This window comes from Vibrio ichthyoenteri ATCC 700023, assembly GCF_000222605.1.
GTDB lineage: Bacteria > Pseudomonadota > Gammaproteobacteria > Enterobacterales > Vibrionaceae > Vibrio > Vibrio ichthyoenteri.
Window position 1 is genome coordinate 17543 of record NZ_AFWF01000231.1, and the last position, 14739, is coordinate 32281.

General features: G+C 46.6%; 12 protein-coding genes. 5 read left to right on the top strand and 7 right to left on the bottom strand.

The genetic code is table 11. The features are described from left to right. Positions 1 to 127 precede the first annotated feature (127 nt). The 3 genes from RH85_RS16515 (at position 128) to RH85_RS16525 (ending at position 3695) form a co-directional block, all read left to right on the top strand. Positions 128 to 1801: a SulP family inorganic anion transporter gene (locus RH85_RS16515; protein WP_006713846.1), complete on the top strand. Its 1674-nt coding sequence runs from the start codon at positions 128 to 130 to the stop codon at positions 1799 to 1801. A 198-nt stretch (positions 1802 to 1999) separates the two neighbouring features. Continuing rightward, positions 2000 to 2923 carry an ABC transporter ATP-binding protein gene (locus RH85_RS16520; protein WP_006713847.1) on the top strand — a complete coding sequence of 308 codons (924 nt, stop codon included), beginning with the start codon at positions 2000 to 2002 and terminating at the stop codon, positions 2921 to 2923. Position 2924: 1 nt separating this feature from the next. After that, positions 2925 to 3695, top strand: a complete 771-nt coding sequence (locus RH85_RS16525) for an ABC transporter permease (protein WP_005593196.1) — start codon at positions 2925 to 2927, stop codon at positions 3693 to 3695. Between the two features lie 166 nt (positions 3696 to 3861). Here the strand turns inward: RH85_RS16525 and panC are convergent, their stop codons facing one another. From panC to sfsA, 7 genes are all read right to left on the bottom strand, one after another. Then, positions 3862 to 4764 carry a pantoate--beta-alanine ligase gene (panC, locus tag RH85_RS16530; protein WP_006713848.1) on the bottom strand — a complete coding sequence of 301 codons (903 nt, stop codon included), beginning with the start codon at positions 4762 to 4764 and terminating at the stop codon, positions 3862 to 3864. Between the two features lie 11 nt (positions 4765 to 4775). Further along, positions 4776 to 5570 (bottom strand): 3-methyl-2-oxobutanoate hydroxymethyltransferase, encoded by a 795-nt coding sequence (gene panB, locus RH85_RS16535; protein ID WP_006713849.1) that lies wholly within the window; start codon positions 5568 to 5570, stop codon positions 4776 to 4778. Between the two features lie 24 nt (positions 5571 to 5594). Then, the gene (gene folK / locus RH85_RS16540) at positions 5595 to 6080 is read right to left on the bottom strand and encodes a 2-amino-4-hydroxy-6-hydroxymethyldihydropteridine diphosphokinase (RefSeq protein WP_006713850.1); all 486 of its coding nucleotides are present in this window, start codon (positions 6078 to 6080) and stop codon (positions 5595 to 5597) included. Beyond that, complete coding sequence (gene pcnB, locus RH85_RS16545; protein WP_006713851.1) at positions 6077 to 7453, bottom strand: polynucleotide adenylyltransferase PcnB; 1377 nt, start codon at positions 7451 to 7453, stop codon at positions 6077 to 6079. Before pcnB ends, folK begins: the two co-directional genes overlap by 4 nt. Before the next feature lie 85 nt (positions 7454 to 7538). Next, positions 7539 to 8429 carry a tRNA glutamyl-Q(34) synthetase GluQRS gene (gene gluQRS, locus RH85_RS16550; RefSeq protein WP_006713852.1) on the bottom strand — a complete coding sequence of 297 codons (891 nt, stop codon included), beginning with the start codon at positions 8427 to 8429 and terminating at the stop codon, positions 7539 to 7541. 76 nt (positions 8430 to 8505) lie between these two features. After that, positions 8506 to 8952, bottom strand: coding sequence for an RNA polymerase-binding protein DksA (dksA, locus tag RH85_RS16555; protein ID WP_005593204.1), 447 nt, complete (start codon positions 8950 to 8952; stop codon positions 8506 to 8508). 129 nt (positions 8953 to 9081) lie between these two features. After that, positions 9082 to 9801 (bottom strand): DNA/RNA nuclease SfsA, encoded by a 720-nt coding sequence (gene sfsA / locus RH85_RS16560; RefSeq protein WP_006713853.1) that lies wholly within the window; start codon positions 9799 to 9801, stop codon positions 9082 to 9084. A 61-nt stretch (positions 9802 to 9862) separates the two neighbouring features. On the opposite strand from sfsA, the gene hrpB reads away from it, so the two are divergent. Beyond that, positions 9863 to 12340, top strand: a complete 2478-nt coding sequence (gene hrpB, locus RH85_RS16565; protein ID WP_006713854.1) for an ATP-dependent helicase HrpB — start codon at positions 9863 to 9865, stop codon at positions 12338 to 12340. A 28-nt stretch (positions 12341 to 12368) separates the two neighbouring features. Further along, entirely contained in the window at positions 12369 to 14729 is a 2361-nt protein-coding gene (gene mrcB, locus RH85_RS16570) for a penicillin-binding protein 1B (protein ID WP_006713855.1), read from the top strand. Positions 14730 to 14739: the final 10 nt, after the last annotated feature.

Consider the following 14739-nt stretch of genomic DNA (forward strand, 5'->3'; position numbering starts at 1 on the left):
AAACTTAGTCATATTTATGCCACTTTCGTTAATTGTTACTAAGGTGTGATGCAATTAACACTGTCGTATCGCTAGTAACGTTTGGTAATATAATTCGGTTTAGCTGTTTACTATTGCAGGGAGCGATATGTTGTTTGGAGATCGTTTTAAAGAGATCAATTTGAAGGGTGATCTATTTGGTGGTGTGACTACCGCTATCATCTCTTTGCCATTAGCGCTCGCGTTTGGTGTTGCTTCGGGGGCTGGTGCTGAGGCAGGCCTTTGGGGCGCGATCATGGTTGGCTTATTTGCTGCATTATTTGGTGGCTCATCAACCCTGATTTCAGAACCAACCGGACCAATGACGGTGATCATGACGGCGGTATTAACCAGTATGATGGCCAAATATCCTGAAACCGGCATGGCGATGACGTTCACCGTGGTGATGATGGCTGGTGCATTCCAGGTATTATTGGGCACCTTAAAGCTAGGTAAATACGTTACCTTGATGCCATATAGTGTGATATCCGGTTTTATGTCCGGTATTGGTGTCATCCTGATTATCCTACAGCTCTCACCTCTATTAGGCCATGCTGCGCCATCGGGCGGAGTGATGGGGACACTATCGGCGTTACCTGAAACATTGGCTAACGTGAAATTTAGCGAGCTGTTTTTAGGTTTACTCACGCTCGGCATTTTATTTTTCTTTCCTCCACAGTACCGAAAATATGTCCCCGCACAGTTAGTGGCACTGGTGGCGGTGACCGTGTTGTCCGTTATTCTCTTTGATAGCGATGCCATTCGCCGTATTGGCGAAATTCCAGCCGGTTTACCGTCTTTGGTGGTGCCGCACATCAATGCTGAAATGTTTACCACCATGGTGATCGATGCATTGGTACTCGGAACCCTAGGTTGTATTGATACCTTATTAACCGCAGTTATTGGTGATTCATTGACTCGTAAAGAGCATGACTCTGATAAAGAACTGCGAGGGCAAGGTTTGGCGAATATGATTTCAGGTCTATTCGGTGCTCTGCCAGGGGCTGGGGCAACCATGGGCACGGTGACTAATATTCAAGTTGGTGCTCGCTCTCCGTTATCAGGCGTGATTCGCGCGTTGATGCTTGCTCTTGTCGTCTTGGTTGCTGGCGGTTTAACTGAACCGATTCCTATGGCGGTATTAGCCGGTATTGCGGTTTATGTTGGTTTTAATATTCTCGACTGGAGTTTCATCCAGCGCGCACATAAAGTCAGTGTTCAAGGCATGGCGATCATGTACGGCGTGATGTTGCTGACAGTATTTGTTGATTTGATTGCAGCGGTAGGGCTTGGTGTTTTTATCTCCAATATCATTATTATCGAACGTTTGAGCCGCGAGCAAGCACGCCAAGTAAAAGCCATCAGTGATGCCGATGAAGACGATGTCCCACTGACTGAAAGTGAGCGTGGCTTGTTGGATCAAGCCAACGGTAAAGTGTTGTTTTTCTATCTGTCGGGGCCGATGATTTTCAGTGTATCGAAGGCGATTTCCCGTCAGCACAGCAGTATTGATGAATATGAAGCGATGATTCTTGATTTGACTGATGTGCCGATGATTGATGTCACCGTTGGTCTGGCATTGGAAAATGCGATTAACGATGCCCTTGATGCCAATTGCGCGGTTTATTTACTGTGCCCCAATAAACAGATTTGGCAACAATTGGAAAAGTTTCACATTCTTGATTTAGTGCCGGGACAAAATATTTATTCGTTCCGTTATGAAGCGTTGCGTGCCGCGATCAAACACGTTGAGAGTGATGAGCATCAAACGGTTTCAGTTTAGAGCCGCGACACAGCAAGATTAAATAAAGACCGTAAGAGAGATTTTACGGTCTTTTTATTTATCGCCAGACGAAATATTTCGATTTTATTCGAAAGGTTTATTTGTAATCATCGTCATTCGACGATAAACTGATTTTAAATTGATAGTCTCTAACCGCTTTGTCATCGTGAAGCGGTTGGTCACAACAAGCGAGCGATTATGTACGCATTAGAAATAGACCAGCTAAGAAAGACCTACGCGGGCGGATTTGAAGCATTGAAAGGCATCAGCCTCAATGTAGAAAAAGGCGATTTTTATGCTTTGCTGGGACCCAATGGCGCGGGGAAATCAACCACCATTGGTGTGATTTCATCGCTGGTCAATAAGAGTTCAGGCAAGGTGAAAATATTTGGTTTTGATATTGATAGCGATCTCGAACGCGCGAAGCAAAACCTTGGTTTAGTGCCCCAAGAATTTAATTTCAACCCGTTTGAAACGGTAGAGCAAATTGTACTTCAACAAGCTGGCTACTATGGTGTCGCCAAATCGCTTGCCAAAGAACGCGCGGAAAAATACCTGACGAAATTGGATTTGTGGGAAAAACGCAAAGAGCGTGCGCGCAATCTTTCGGGTGGGATGAAGCGACGCTTGATGATTGCTCGTGCTCTTATGCATGAGCCACAGCTATTGATCCTGGATGAACCGACCGCCGGGGTGGATATTGAGCTGCGCCGTTCAATGTGGGAGTTTCTTAAAGAGATCAACTCAGAGCAAGGCATCACCATTATTTTGACCACTCATTACCTCGAAGAAGCTGAAATGCTGTGTCGCAATATCGGTATTATCAATCGTGGAGAGTTGATCGAAAACACCTCAATGAAAGCGCTGCTTTCTAAATTAGATGTTGAAACTTTTATTCTTGATATCGAAACGGAACAAGTGCTGCCACAGTTACAGGGGGTGATTTCTCAACGTGAAATCAATGGTTCTCTTGAAATTGAAATTGCCAAAAATAAAGGCTTAAACCATGTGTTTGCTCAATTGAGTGAGCAGGGCATACAAGTGATGTCGATGCGCAATAAAGCCAATCGATTGGAAGAGCTGTTTGTCAGCATCGTTCAGCAACAAAGCCGAGGCGAATAATATGTATCAACTTTACTGGACGGCTTTTTGTAGCTTATTGACCAAAGAGATTAATCGCTTTACCCGTATTTGGGTACAGACTCTAGTACCACCTGCGATCACCATGACGCTCTACTTTATTATCTTTGGTAACTTAATTGGTTCCCGTATTGGTGAAATGAACGGTTTTAGTTACATGGAATATATTGTGCCGGGTCTGATCATGATGTCAGTGATCACCAACTCATATTCTAATGTCGCGTCGTCGTTCTTTAGTTCTAAGTTTCAACGCAATATCGAAGAGCTATTAGTTGCGCCGGTACCAAACTACGTCATCATCCTTGGTTTTGTGATGGGCGGTGTGGTGCGTGGGTTACTTGTGGGCACCATCGTGACCTTTGTGTCGTTGTTCTTTGTTGATCTACAAGTCGATCATTGGGGAATTATTATTGCCACGGTGTTTTTGACCTCGGTGGTTTTTTCATTGGGCGGTTTGATTAATGCGGTTTATGCACGCACCTTTGATGATATCTCAATTATTCCCACCTTCGTGCTAACACCGCTGACCTATTTGGGTGGCGTGTTCTACTCGATCAGTTTACTGCCTGAGTTCTGGCAGGGGATTTCGAAGATCAACCCAATCGTCTATATGGTCAATGCGTTCCGCTACGGCTTTTTGGGTGTTTCTGATGTTGGCATTGTCACTTCATTTGGTGTGCTGGGAGTGTTTGTTGTCGTGTTGTACGCGATTGCTCACTACCTAGTGACTAAAGGCATTGGCTTACGTTCGTAGGGTGTGAGGAAGCGAGAGGGTAGAGCACTTCGCTAGAGAAGTAAGCTGATTAGTTACGAGATATTTTTAGATTCTCAAAGCTTTGCTGTTTCTAATTGAACACTCATAAAAAAGGTTGGCATGTGCCAACCTTTTTTGTTTTATGCCTCGTCGCTAGCGGTTGAGTTTAACTCTCTGGAGAGTTCTCTTCGCTAGTATCAGCCTCTTCTTTCGTTTCAGTCGCCATCTCAACCGTTTGGTTGTCGATTAGACGAGCTTTTCCTAAGAATGCCGACATCAGAATCACTGCTTGAGTGGTTTCTGTTGTGATGGTTTGCAGCGTGCGAGCATCACGAATAAAGATTTCATCAGGCTGTAGGCCCGCGGCGCGCAGTTGGTCGCTGGCATCTTCAATCACTGAAGCGTAATCATCGCGGCCGCCGCGCATTGCGCTACTGATCCAACGCATGGTACGAGCTAACACAGGTGCGCGTTGACGCTCATCTAGAGTCAGCAATCCGTTACGTGAACTCATCGCTAAGCCGTCCATTTCACGTACGGTCGCAACGCCGATGATTTCGATATCCATCGCGAGATCGTCAACCATCTTACGAATGACAGCGAGCTGCTGGAAATCTTTCTCACCAAAACAAGCCACATCAGGTTGCACGATGTTAAACAGCTTAGTCACGATGGTCGAAACACCACGGAAGTGGCCCGGACGAGAGGCGCCCTCTAGCATGGTTGAAAGTCCTGGAACATCAACCGATGTTTGGCTTTCTAAACCTTCAGGGTAAATGGTTTCAGGTGTTGGAGTGAAGACCAATTCAACCCCTTCGCCATTCAGTTTGCTCAGGTCATCTTCAAGTGTGCGTGGATAGTTGTTGAGATCATCCGCACGCTCAAATTGCATTGGGTTGACGAAGATACTCACTACAACGATATCAGCGTATTCGCGCGCTTTGCGAACCAGTGTTAGGTGACCTTCATGCAGGTTACCCATGGTTGGTACAAAAGCGACTTTGCGACCGTCACGCTTATACTGTTTGATCTGCTCGCGGAGAGCTGAAATGTCAGCAAATGTTTGCATGATGATATCCTCTAGGCAATCGTATGTGCTTCATCTGGGAACGCACCACTAGCGACATCTTCGATGTACTTGGTGATGGCTTTACGTATATCGCCCGTTTCAGCTAGGAAGTTTTTCGAGAATTTCGGCATGTAGTTGGCTGCAATGCCAAGCATATCGTGCATGACGAGGATCTGACCGTCAGTCACATTACCAGCACCAATGCCGATTACTGGAACATCCAGCACTTCGGTAATGCGTGCGGCAAGTTCTTGCGGTACACATTCAAGTAATATGATTTGCGCACCAGCTTCTTGCAGTGCAAGCGCGTCGCGTACCATTCGATCCGCTTTCTCTTGTTCGCGGCCTTGAACTTTAAAGCCGCCAAAAATGTTGACTGATTGAGGGGTTAAACCCAAGTGAGCACACACGGGTACTGCGCGCTCAGTCAGCATTTTCACAGTATCAACTAACCAATCACCACCTTCTAGCTTGACCATATTGGCACCCGCACGCATTAGCTTGCCTGCGTTTTCACAAGCTTGCTCAGGCGTGGCGTAGCTCATGAATGGCATATCGGCCATAAGTAAGCTATTTGGGCTACCAGCGCGCACACAGCGCGTGTGGTAAGCAATGTCTTCGACTGTTACAGGCAGCGTGCTTGATTCGCCTTGCAATACCATGCCAAGTGAATCGCCAACCAATAGCACCGGCATTTCTTGCTGTTCAAACAACTGGCCAAAGCTTGCGTCATAAGCTGTAGAAGATGCAAATTTACGACCCTCTTGTTTCCACATGATAAGGTCGTTGATGGTAATTTTTTTCATTAATTATCCTTAATAAGGAGCTGGCTATGAGTGCCAAATTCTGAGTCCATTGCGGTCAACACTGTGTAGTAGTTGTGCAAGCTCAGTCCCGTCAGGGAGTGTTAAATTAGGGGCGATTTCAGCGAGCGGGTAGAGTACAAACTCTCTTTCGCGCATTCCATAATGTGGAACGGTTAATCGCTCGGAATCGATTTCCTCATTGCCGTAAAGAATGATGTCGAGATCTAGAGTTCTTGGTCCCCAGCGTTCATCTTTACGGACTCGCCCTTGTTCTAGTTCAATTGCTTGGGTGCAATCGAGTAGCTCAAGAGGCGTTAATTCAGTTTGAATTGCCACAACTGCATTGATGTAATCAGGTTGATTTTGTGGCCCCATTGGCGTGCTACTATATAGCATTGAGGCCTGAATAAACGCTGATCTAGGCAGTTGTTTTAGCGCCTCAATGGCGCTATTTGCTTGTGCAACAGGATCGGCCATATTACTGCCGACAGCAATATAGGCGGTGATCATGATGCGTTGCTGCTCTTACGGGTATTACGTCGGTTACGATTGTTGCTTTTACGACGACGTTGGCCGCTTTTCTGTGCGGGTTCGTTATCGAGTTCCGCTGCCATTTCTTGGCGAATATTGCGGCCGGCATTCTGGAAAGTATTCCACCATTTTGCCAGTTTCTCGATTTCACCACCTTCCACTTCCGCACGCATTTCTAAGAAATCGTAACCGGCGCGGAACTTATTAAGCTCCATTAGGCGGAAAGCTCGTTTACCGTTGCGACGTGGTAAGCGTGTTTGCAGCTGCCAAATTTCACGGATGGTCGCGGTATGGCGACGCGGAATCGCGATGGTGCGAACTTGCTCATCAAGAATGATGTTGCTCGCTTCCATGATCGCGTCGTACTCGCCCATTTTGCGCGTTGCCATGAGTTCTTCGGCTTTTGCTTGTAGCGGATACCACAGCATGGCTGCAAACATAAACGCAGGATTAATACGTTTGCCTTCTTCCACTCGTTGGTCGGTAGAATCGAGCACCAAATCCAGCATCTGCTCTGTTTTAGAGTCATATTCTTCAGTGAAGAACTCTGACACGGTTGGGAACAGCGGTTGGAACAGGTTGTATTCACGCATCAAATGGTAGGTTTCTAGACCATAACCCGTTTGTAGCATTTTTAGCGATTCTTCATACAAACGTGCTGAAGGGATCTCTTTGAGCAGGTGTGCTAATTCTTCAATTGGCGCTGCCGTATCTTCTTCAATATCGAAGTCGAGTTTTACTGCAAAGCGAATCGCACGCAGCATACGCACAGGATCTTCTCGGTAACGTGTTTCTGGATCACCAATGAGGCGAACCAGTTTGTCTTCAAGATCTTCATTTCCGCGTGCGTAATCATGAATCGCAAAGTTGCCAATGTTGTAATACATCGCGTTGATCGTGAAATCGCGACGCTCGGCATCTTCATCAATCGTGCCGTAAACATTGTCACGCAGCAGCATACCTTCTTTTGATTGCATCGCTACGTTTTTACTTGGCTCTTGGTGATGACCACGGAAGGTCGCCACTTCGATAATATCGCGGCCAAACATAATGTGCGCTAAGCGAAAACGGCGGCCAATAAGGCGGCAGTTTTTAAACAGTTGACGGATCTGCTCTGGTGTCGCATTCGTTGCGATGTCAAAGTCTTTCGGTGAGTGAGCTAATAATAAGTCACGCACGCCACCGCCAACAAGAAATGCATCAAAGCCTGCACCATGAAGTCGGTATAGCACCTTCAGTGCATTGTCACTGATCTGCTTGCGCGAAATATTGTGCTCTTCTCGAGTAATAATATTTAGAGCGAGCTCAGGAAAGCTAGTTGGCTCGCTTGGTGTATAGTCGTTTTTATTCATGTGCTTTTGACAAAACCGGTCATTAAACCGCTTCTGTTTCCATTAAATTCTGGCGCCCAAGGGCGAATTTGCGGCTAATAATAGCTTAACGAGGCCGATTTGAGAATCTCGGCGTGATCTCGGTTGTATCCGGTAGCTGTTTAGTATGCCAGTTTTGTACGCCCCAATGGATGATTTCCGCTAAAGAAGCGTCTACTAAATCTACTTCTAAATCAAAACCTAAAAAGTGCATTGCTTCTAATAATGCAGGCTTTGGATTGAGATTATCCACCGCAGGAGCGTGGTTTTGTTTTGATAATTTTTGACCATTCTCTCCGAGTGCTAAAGGGAGATGAAGGTAGCTAACGGGGTTTTGACCAAGCATTTTATAGAGACTGATCTGGCGTCCGGTTGGTTCAATCAAGTCGGCACCTCGCACAACTTGGGTGATCCCTTGGTCAATATCATCCAATACTACCGCAAGGTTGTAGGCAAATAATCCATCACGACGTTTTATAATAAAATCTTCATCTGCCAGCGATGTTGGAATGGTCAGTTGACCATGTTTTTGGTCAATGAAATCGTATACGGGCTCTGTCATACGTAGGCGAGTTGCACAAGGCGTATCACCAAAAAGTTTCCGATCGCGACAAGTGCCGAGGTAAAAACCGCCAGCTTGCTTGATCTCTTTTCGACTGCATTGGCAATAGTAAGCTTGGCCGCTCTTGAGCCATGCTTCTATTTGGTCTTGGTACAGTTGATGACGCTGGCTTTGATAAACCACCTCACCATCCCAGTGCAGTTGATAAGCCTCTAAGGTACGCAGAATCAGATCCGAAGCGCCTGCCATTTCTCTCGGTGGGTCAATATCTTCTATCCTAACCAACCACTGCCCTTGATGAGCTTTGGCTTGAAAATAACTACCAAGAGCGGCCACGAGCGAGCCAAAGTGAAGAGGGCCTGAAGGGGAAGGGGCAAAGCGACCGATGTAACTCATAATGAAACCGAACAAAGAAGTTAAGAAACCAAAAAGGGAGCATCACTGCTCCCTTTTCACTTAATGGCTGGCAAGATTAACCTTGCATCTGCTTTTCTTTCATCTCTGCAAGAGTTTTACAGTCGATACAAAGATCTGCAGTAGGACGAGCTTCTAAACGACGCACGCCAATTTCAACGCCACAAGATTCACAGAAACCGAAATCGTCTTCTTCGATTTTAGTTAATGTTTTTTCAATCTTCTTGATCAAACGACGCTCACGATCACGGTTGCGTAGTTCTAGGCTAAATTCTTCTTCTTGCGAAGCGCGATCAACTGGATCTGGGAAGTTTGCCGCTTCATCCTGCATGTGGTGAACAGTACGATCAACTTCCTGTCTTAGCTGGTTGCGCCAAGCTTGTAAAATCTGGTTAAAGTGAGCCATTTGCTCAGGTGACATGTACTCTTCACCTGGTTTTTCTTGATAAGGTTCAACGCCTGCAATGGCTAGGATGCCTATCGCTTTTTTCTTTAATTCTGACATGCAGTATCTCCTAACACCTAGTCAACTGCTTGAGCAGTTAATTTAAGGCGGGTATCTATAGCAAAAAGAACTTTAGGAGGCAAACACTGTTGCGTAAAGTTATTGTCAATGTGAAGACGGCATCATTTTTTAGCACGAATAGTTAAATTCCAATGCGTTAATGAGCTTTATCTCACTTTCTGAAAGCAGTGCCTTATAGCACAACACTTCCACTCCTTGTTCAATCGCAATTTTGAGTAATTGTGAATAGTTGGCGTCTATATGGTGTGCAGGAGATACTTTTTCAATCCCCGAATGCAAAACAATAAATAAAAGTACAGAACGGTTCCCATTTTTTGCCATTTCAGCCAATTCACGCAGGTGTTTTTGACCTCTGGTGGTCACTGCATCAGGGAAGAACCCTTGTCCTTGGCTATTTTCGGCGAGCAGCGTCACGCTTTTTACTTCTATATAGCATGCTGGTTTTTGTGGATCACGGAGCAAGATATCAATTCGGCTATTTTCTTGGCCATATTTCACTTCAGTTTGAAGTTGCTCGTAATCAAGTAATTCTTTGATAACACCTTGCTCTATTGCTTCTACCGCCAGCTGATTGGCTCGCGCCGTATTAATACAGATACGATGCCCAGAGGATGTTTGGCTCAATTCCCAGCTGTTCGGGTATTTTCTTTTAGGGTTATCGGATGTCGAGAACCAGACCTTATCACCCGGCGTGGCACATCCGGTCATTGCCCCTGTATTGGCGCAATGAATCGTACGTTCACTGCCGTCATCCAATTGGATGTCGGCTAAGAAGCGTTTATACCGCTTTAATAGCGTAGCGGACTCTAGAGGAGGGAGGAACTTCATTTTGGTCTGGTTGCGTTTCTTCGATACAATGTGACGTCCATTACATCATAAGGCCTATCCATTGTCACAACTGCCGATTGAAGGCGTGATGCCTGAGCTTCTCTCTGGTGTTCGCGATTGCCGCCAACTCATCCTTAAAGCCGCCCCTGGTGCCGGTAAATCGACGTTTTTTCCGTTGCAACTGCTATTAGAGAATAGGGTGAGTGGCAAGATCATCATGTTGGAGCCACGTCGTCTTGCCGCGCGTAATATTGCGCGATATCTGGCGCAACAATTGGGTGAAAACGTCGGGCAGCGTGTTGGTTATCGCGTAAAGGGTGAAAATAAAGTCAGTGATAACACGCAGCTAGAGATTGTTACGGAAGGGATTATGACCCGAATGATCCAAAGCGATCCTGAACTCAGTGGCGTGGACCTAATTATTTTTGATGAGTTTCACGAGCGCAGCATTCATGCCGATATGGGCTTGGCCTTGTGTTTAGAGATCCAAGAAGCCCTACGTGATGATCTCAAACTTATCGTGATGTCAGCCACATTAGATCACCAAGCTTTGGCGTGTTTAATGCCGCAAGCTCGCTATGTGGAATCCCAAGGACGCAGTTACCCAGTGGCGTTTCGTTATGCGCCACTCAAGGTAAATGAGCGCCTTGTCGATGGGATGGCGAAACATATTCATAGCTTAATGGCGATTGAGTCGGGTTCGCTACTGGCCTTTTTACCCGGTGTTGCGGCGATAGGGCACTTACAGCAACAATTAAATCAATTACCAGCCGATGTCGATGTCTGTCCTTTATACGGTCAATTGAGTTTTGAGCAGCAACAAGCGGCGATTCAACCCGCGGCCAAAGGGCGTCGTAAAGTGGTTTTGGCGACCAATATTGCCGAAACATCGTTGACGATTGAGGGGATTCGCATGGTGGTGGATTCCGGATTAGAGCGCGTGGCGAAATACGATTTAAAAACGGGCATTACCAAACTTGAGCAAGTGCGCATTGCCCAGTCGTCAGCAGAGCAGCGTGCTGGACGAGCGGGGCGTACGGAAGCTGGTATTTGTTTGCGCCTCTATAGTGAGGGGCAATTGGCACAGCAACCGACCGTTCCTGCGGCTGAAATTCTGCATAGCGATCTTTCATCTTTAGCAATGGAATTAGCTCAATGGGGTTGCCTAGACGCAAGCGAACTCAGCTGGCTGGATGTTCCCCCAAATAGCGCTATGGCTCAAGCGCGCAGTTTATTGCTTTCCCTTGGCTTAATGGATGAAAAGCATCAATTAACTCCGATGGGGCTAAGTGCGCAAAAACTAGGATTAGAGCCTCGTACCGCCGCGATGTTGGTGCAAGCAAAGCAATTGGATCATGGTAGGCCAAACCAATGGCCTACCACCGCTTTGGCCGTGGTGGCGTTGCTAGAAGAACCAGAGCGGAATGTGGTGGATTTTGCGCATTCCGTACAGCGTTTCAAAGCGAAAAAACACAGTAAACAACGCATCGTTGAGGCTCGAATACAGAGTTTAGCGCGTAAACTAGGATTGGCGTTTGCTCTGCATGATGTTGATGAAATGCAAGTAGCTCCGTTGCTTGCTTTAGCGTTCCCTGACCGTGTCGCGCAAAGCCGCAGTAAACAAGGTGGTCGTTATTTATTGGCCAATGGTCATGGCGCGCAATTGCGTGATGACGACCCTCTTGCTGCGAGTGACTATCTTATTGCTATTGATTTAATGCGTAGCCATGGCGATGCTGCGATGATTTATTTGGCCATCGATCTTGATATCACTCGTTTGCTAAACGCATTGCCAGAGAAATTTTCTCAACAACAAGTGGTCGATTGGGACGAAAAGCGCGGTAAGTTGGTGGCAGAGGAGAGGGTTCAATGGGCCAATCTGATCATTGAATCGCGACCAATGGCAGAACCATCGGCAGATAAAATGAGTGAAGCTCTGCTCAATTATATTCGTCGCCAAGGGTTACAATGCTTAAATTGGACCGAATCTGCCAGTGAGCTAATCGCTCGCTTACGCTGCGGTTGTGAATGGTTGCCTGAGCATGATTGGCCAGCGTTAGGTGATGAAGCTTTGTTGGCCAATTTAGAACAATGGTTATCCCCTTACTTGGTGGGCGTTCGCTCGGTTAAAGCACTTAGCCAAGTCAATCTTAATGAAGCTTTGTTAGCGTATTTAGGTTGGCCACTCAATCAAGAAATCGACCAATGGTTGCCGAAGTACTATCTCTTGCCGACGGGAAGTAAGAAGAAGATCCGTTATCAACTCGGTCACGAACCGGTATTGTCTGTTAGGATGCAGGAAGTTTTTGGTGAACAAACTTCTCCGACGGTCGCTCAAGGGCGAAAAACAGTGGTGTTGGAGTTGTTGTCTCCAGCGCAACGACCTTTGCAATTGACCAGTAATCTTGCAAGTTTTTGGTCAGGAGCGTACCAAGAAGTTAAAAAAGAGATGAAAGGTCGCTATCCTAAGCACGTTTGGCCGGATGATCCCGCTAACCACGTCGCCACAACGAAAACCAAAAGACATTTTAATCAGTAGCTTGTCCGAAGAAATATGATCAATAAACATGACCGATAAAAACAGTAAAACGCCGCGTAAACCGGCGACTAAACCAAGAGCGAAGCGTGCTAAAGCCGCGCCGAAAAAGAAAAAAAACACGGCGACCAACCGAACATGGATCAAAACTTTATGGGGTATCGCTTGGAAGCTAGCGTTGGTGGGCTTTGCAATTTTGTTTTTTGTTGGCATGTACCTCGACAGCCTAGTGAAGCAAAAATTTGAAGGACAACTGTTCGAACTACCGACGGTGGTTTACGCGCGTATTTTGAATTTATCGCCCGGTGATCAAATCAGTTTAAAAGAAGTACGCAATGAACTGGATGTCTTGAATTACCGCAAGGTCAGTCAGCCTAAGTATCCGGGGGAGTACTCCTCTTCTTCGACCAAGATTGAATTGATGCGTCGCCCGTTTGAATTTACCGATGGCCCAGAGCCTGATCGTCATGTAATGCTGCATTTCGACGCATCGGGATTAACGCGTATTCAATCGTTGGAAAAGCCGGGTGATCTCGGTTATTTGCGTATCGAACCTAAAATGCTCGGTATGCTTGAGAAAAATCGTGATGAGCAACGTTTGTTTCTGCGCCGTGAACAATTTCCTGAAGTGATGGTTGATGCGCTGCTAGTAACCGAAGATCGTGATTTTTATCAGCATGATGGCGTTTCACCTGTCGCGATTGCCCGCGCGTTGGTGGCGAACATCAAGGCAGGGCGCACTGTTCAAGGTGGCAGTACCTTAACGCAGCAGTTGGCAAAGAACCTATTTTTAACCAGTGATCGCACCTTGTGGCGTAAGATCCGTGAGGCCTATATTGCGGTTATTTTGGATTATCGATATGACAAAGACCGTATTCTTGAAGCGTATCTTAACGAGGTTTATCTCGGTCAAAGTGGCGGGGAAGCGATCCATGGCTTTGGTTTGGCGGCGCGTTTGTACTTTGGTCAGCCAATCCAAGAGTTGCGCATTGATCAACTCGCGCTCCTAGTGGGGATGGTTAAAGGCCCTTCTTATTACAACCCGGTCCGCTTCCCAGATCGCGCGAAAGAACGTCGTGATTTGGTTTTACGTTTGATGATGCAGCAAGGCTATCTGACCGCTAGCGAGTTCGACCATGCCGCAAGTCGTCCTTTGGATATTCAAGACAATGTGCGCATTGCTAGCCGCCAGCCGGCTTACTTTCAACAACTGCAAATTGAGCTAAAAGAGAAAGTGGGCGCAGCGTTTGAAGCCGACAAAGGGCTAAAAGTATTTACCTCACTTGATCCGGTCTCGCAGCACGAGCTGGAAACCGCGATTAAAACCAAGATCCCACAATTGGCGAAAGTGGCGGGTAAAGATCTCGAAGGTGCGGCGATTGCGGTTGACCGTCACAGCGGTGAAATCCGCGCTATGGTTGGTGGTAAACGCACTGGCTATGATGGTTTTAACCGAGCACTAAATGCCAGTCGCCAGATTGGTTCATTGGCTAAGCCTGCCGTGTACCTAACCGCCTTGCAACAGCCAGAAAAATACAGCCTCGCGAGTACCTTAAATGATAAGCCGCTGAGCTTAAAAGGCTCGAAAGGCAAGGTATGGTCGCCGCGCAACTACGATCGTAAATTCCGTGGTGATGTGCCGTTATATATCGCATTAGCAAAATCACTGAATGTTCCTACGGTGCAATTAGGCATGCAATTGGGCATTCCGAACGTGGTGGATACCTTTGAAAAACTCGGTATCAACCGTGATGAAATTCGTCCGGTACCATCGATGTTTTTAGGCTCATTTACGCTGACTCCATTTCAAGTCGCGCAAATGTACCAAACGCTGACCAATTCAGGCAAACAGGCCAAGCTTTCTGCTTTGCGTTCAGTGGTCGATATGGAAGGTGATGTGTTGTATCAGTCATTGCCGATCGCAAAACAAACCGTTGATCAAAATGCTGCATGGCTGACAACTTATGCCATGAAACGTGGTGTTGCTGAAGGGACGGGCCGTTTCCTCAATGCTCAGTTTGCTTGGGCTGCTCTAGCGGGAAAAACCGGTACCAGTAACGATACCAAAGACAGCTGGTTTGTTGGTGTGGATGGCCGCGAAGTGACCACCATCTGGCTGGGTCGCGATGATAATAAATCGACCAAGCTGACGGGGTCGAGTGGTGCATTGCGCGTTTATGCTGAGTATTTGCAACACCGTATTCCGACCCAACTGACACTGCCATGGCCAAAAGACATTTCGACGGTCGGTTTTGCTCCAAGTGGTAAAGGTGACCTAGTGCTCGATTGTGACAATGCGTTTAAGTTGCCGGTTTGGGACAATCAAGGTCAGTGGAAAAAAGAGTGCAGTAATCAGCCTGCACAATGGCTGAAAAATATTTTCAGCTGGTAATGATTTGCTT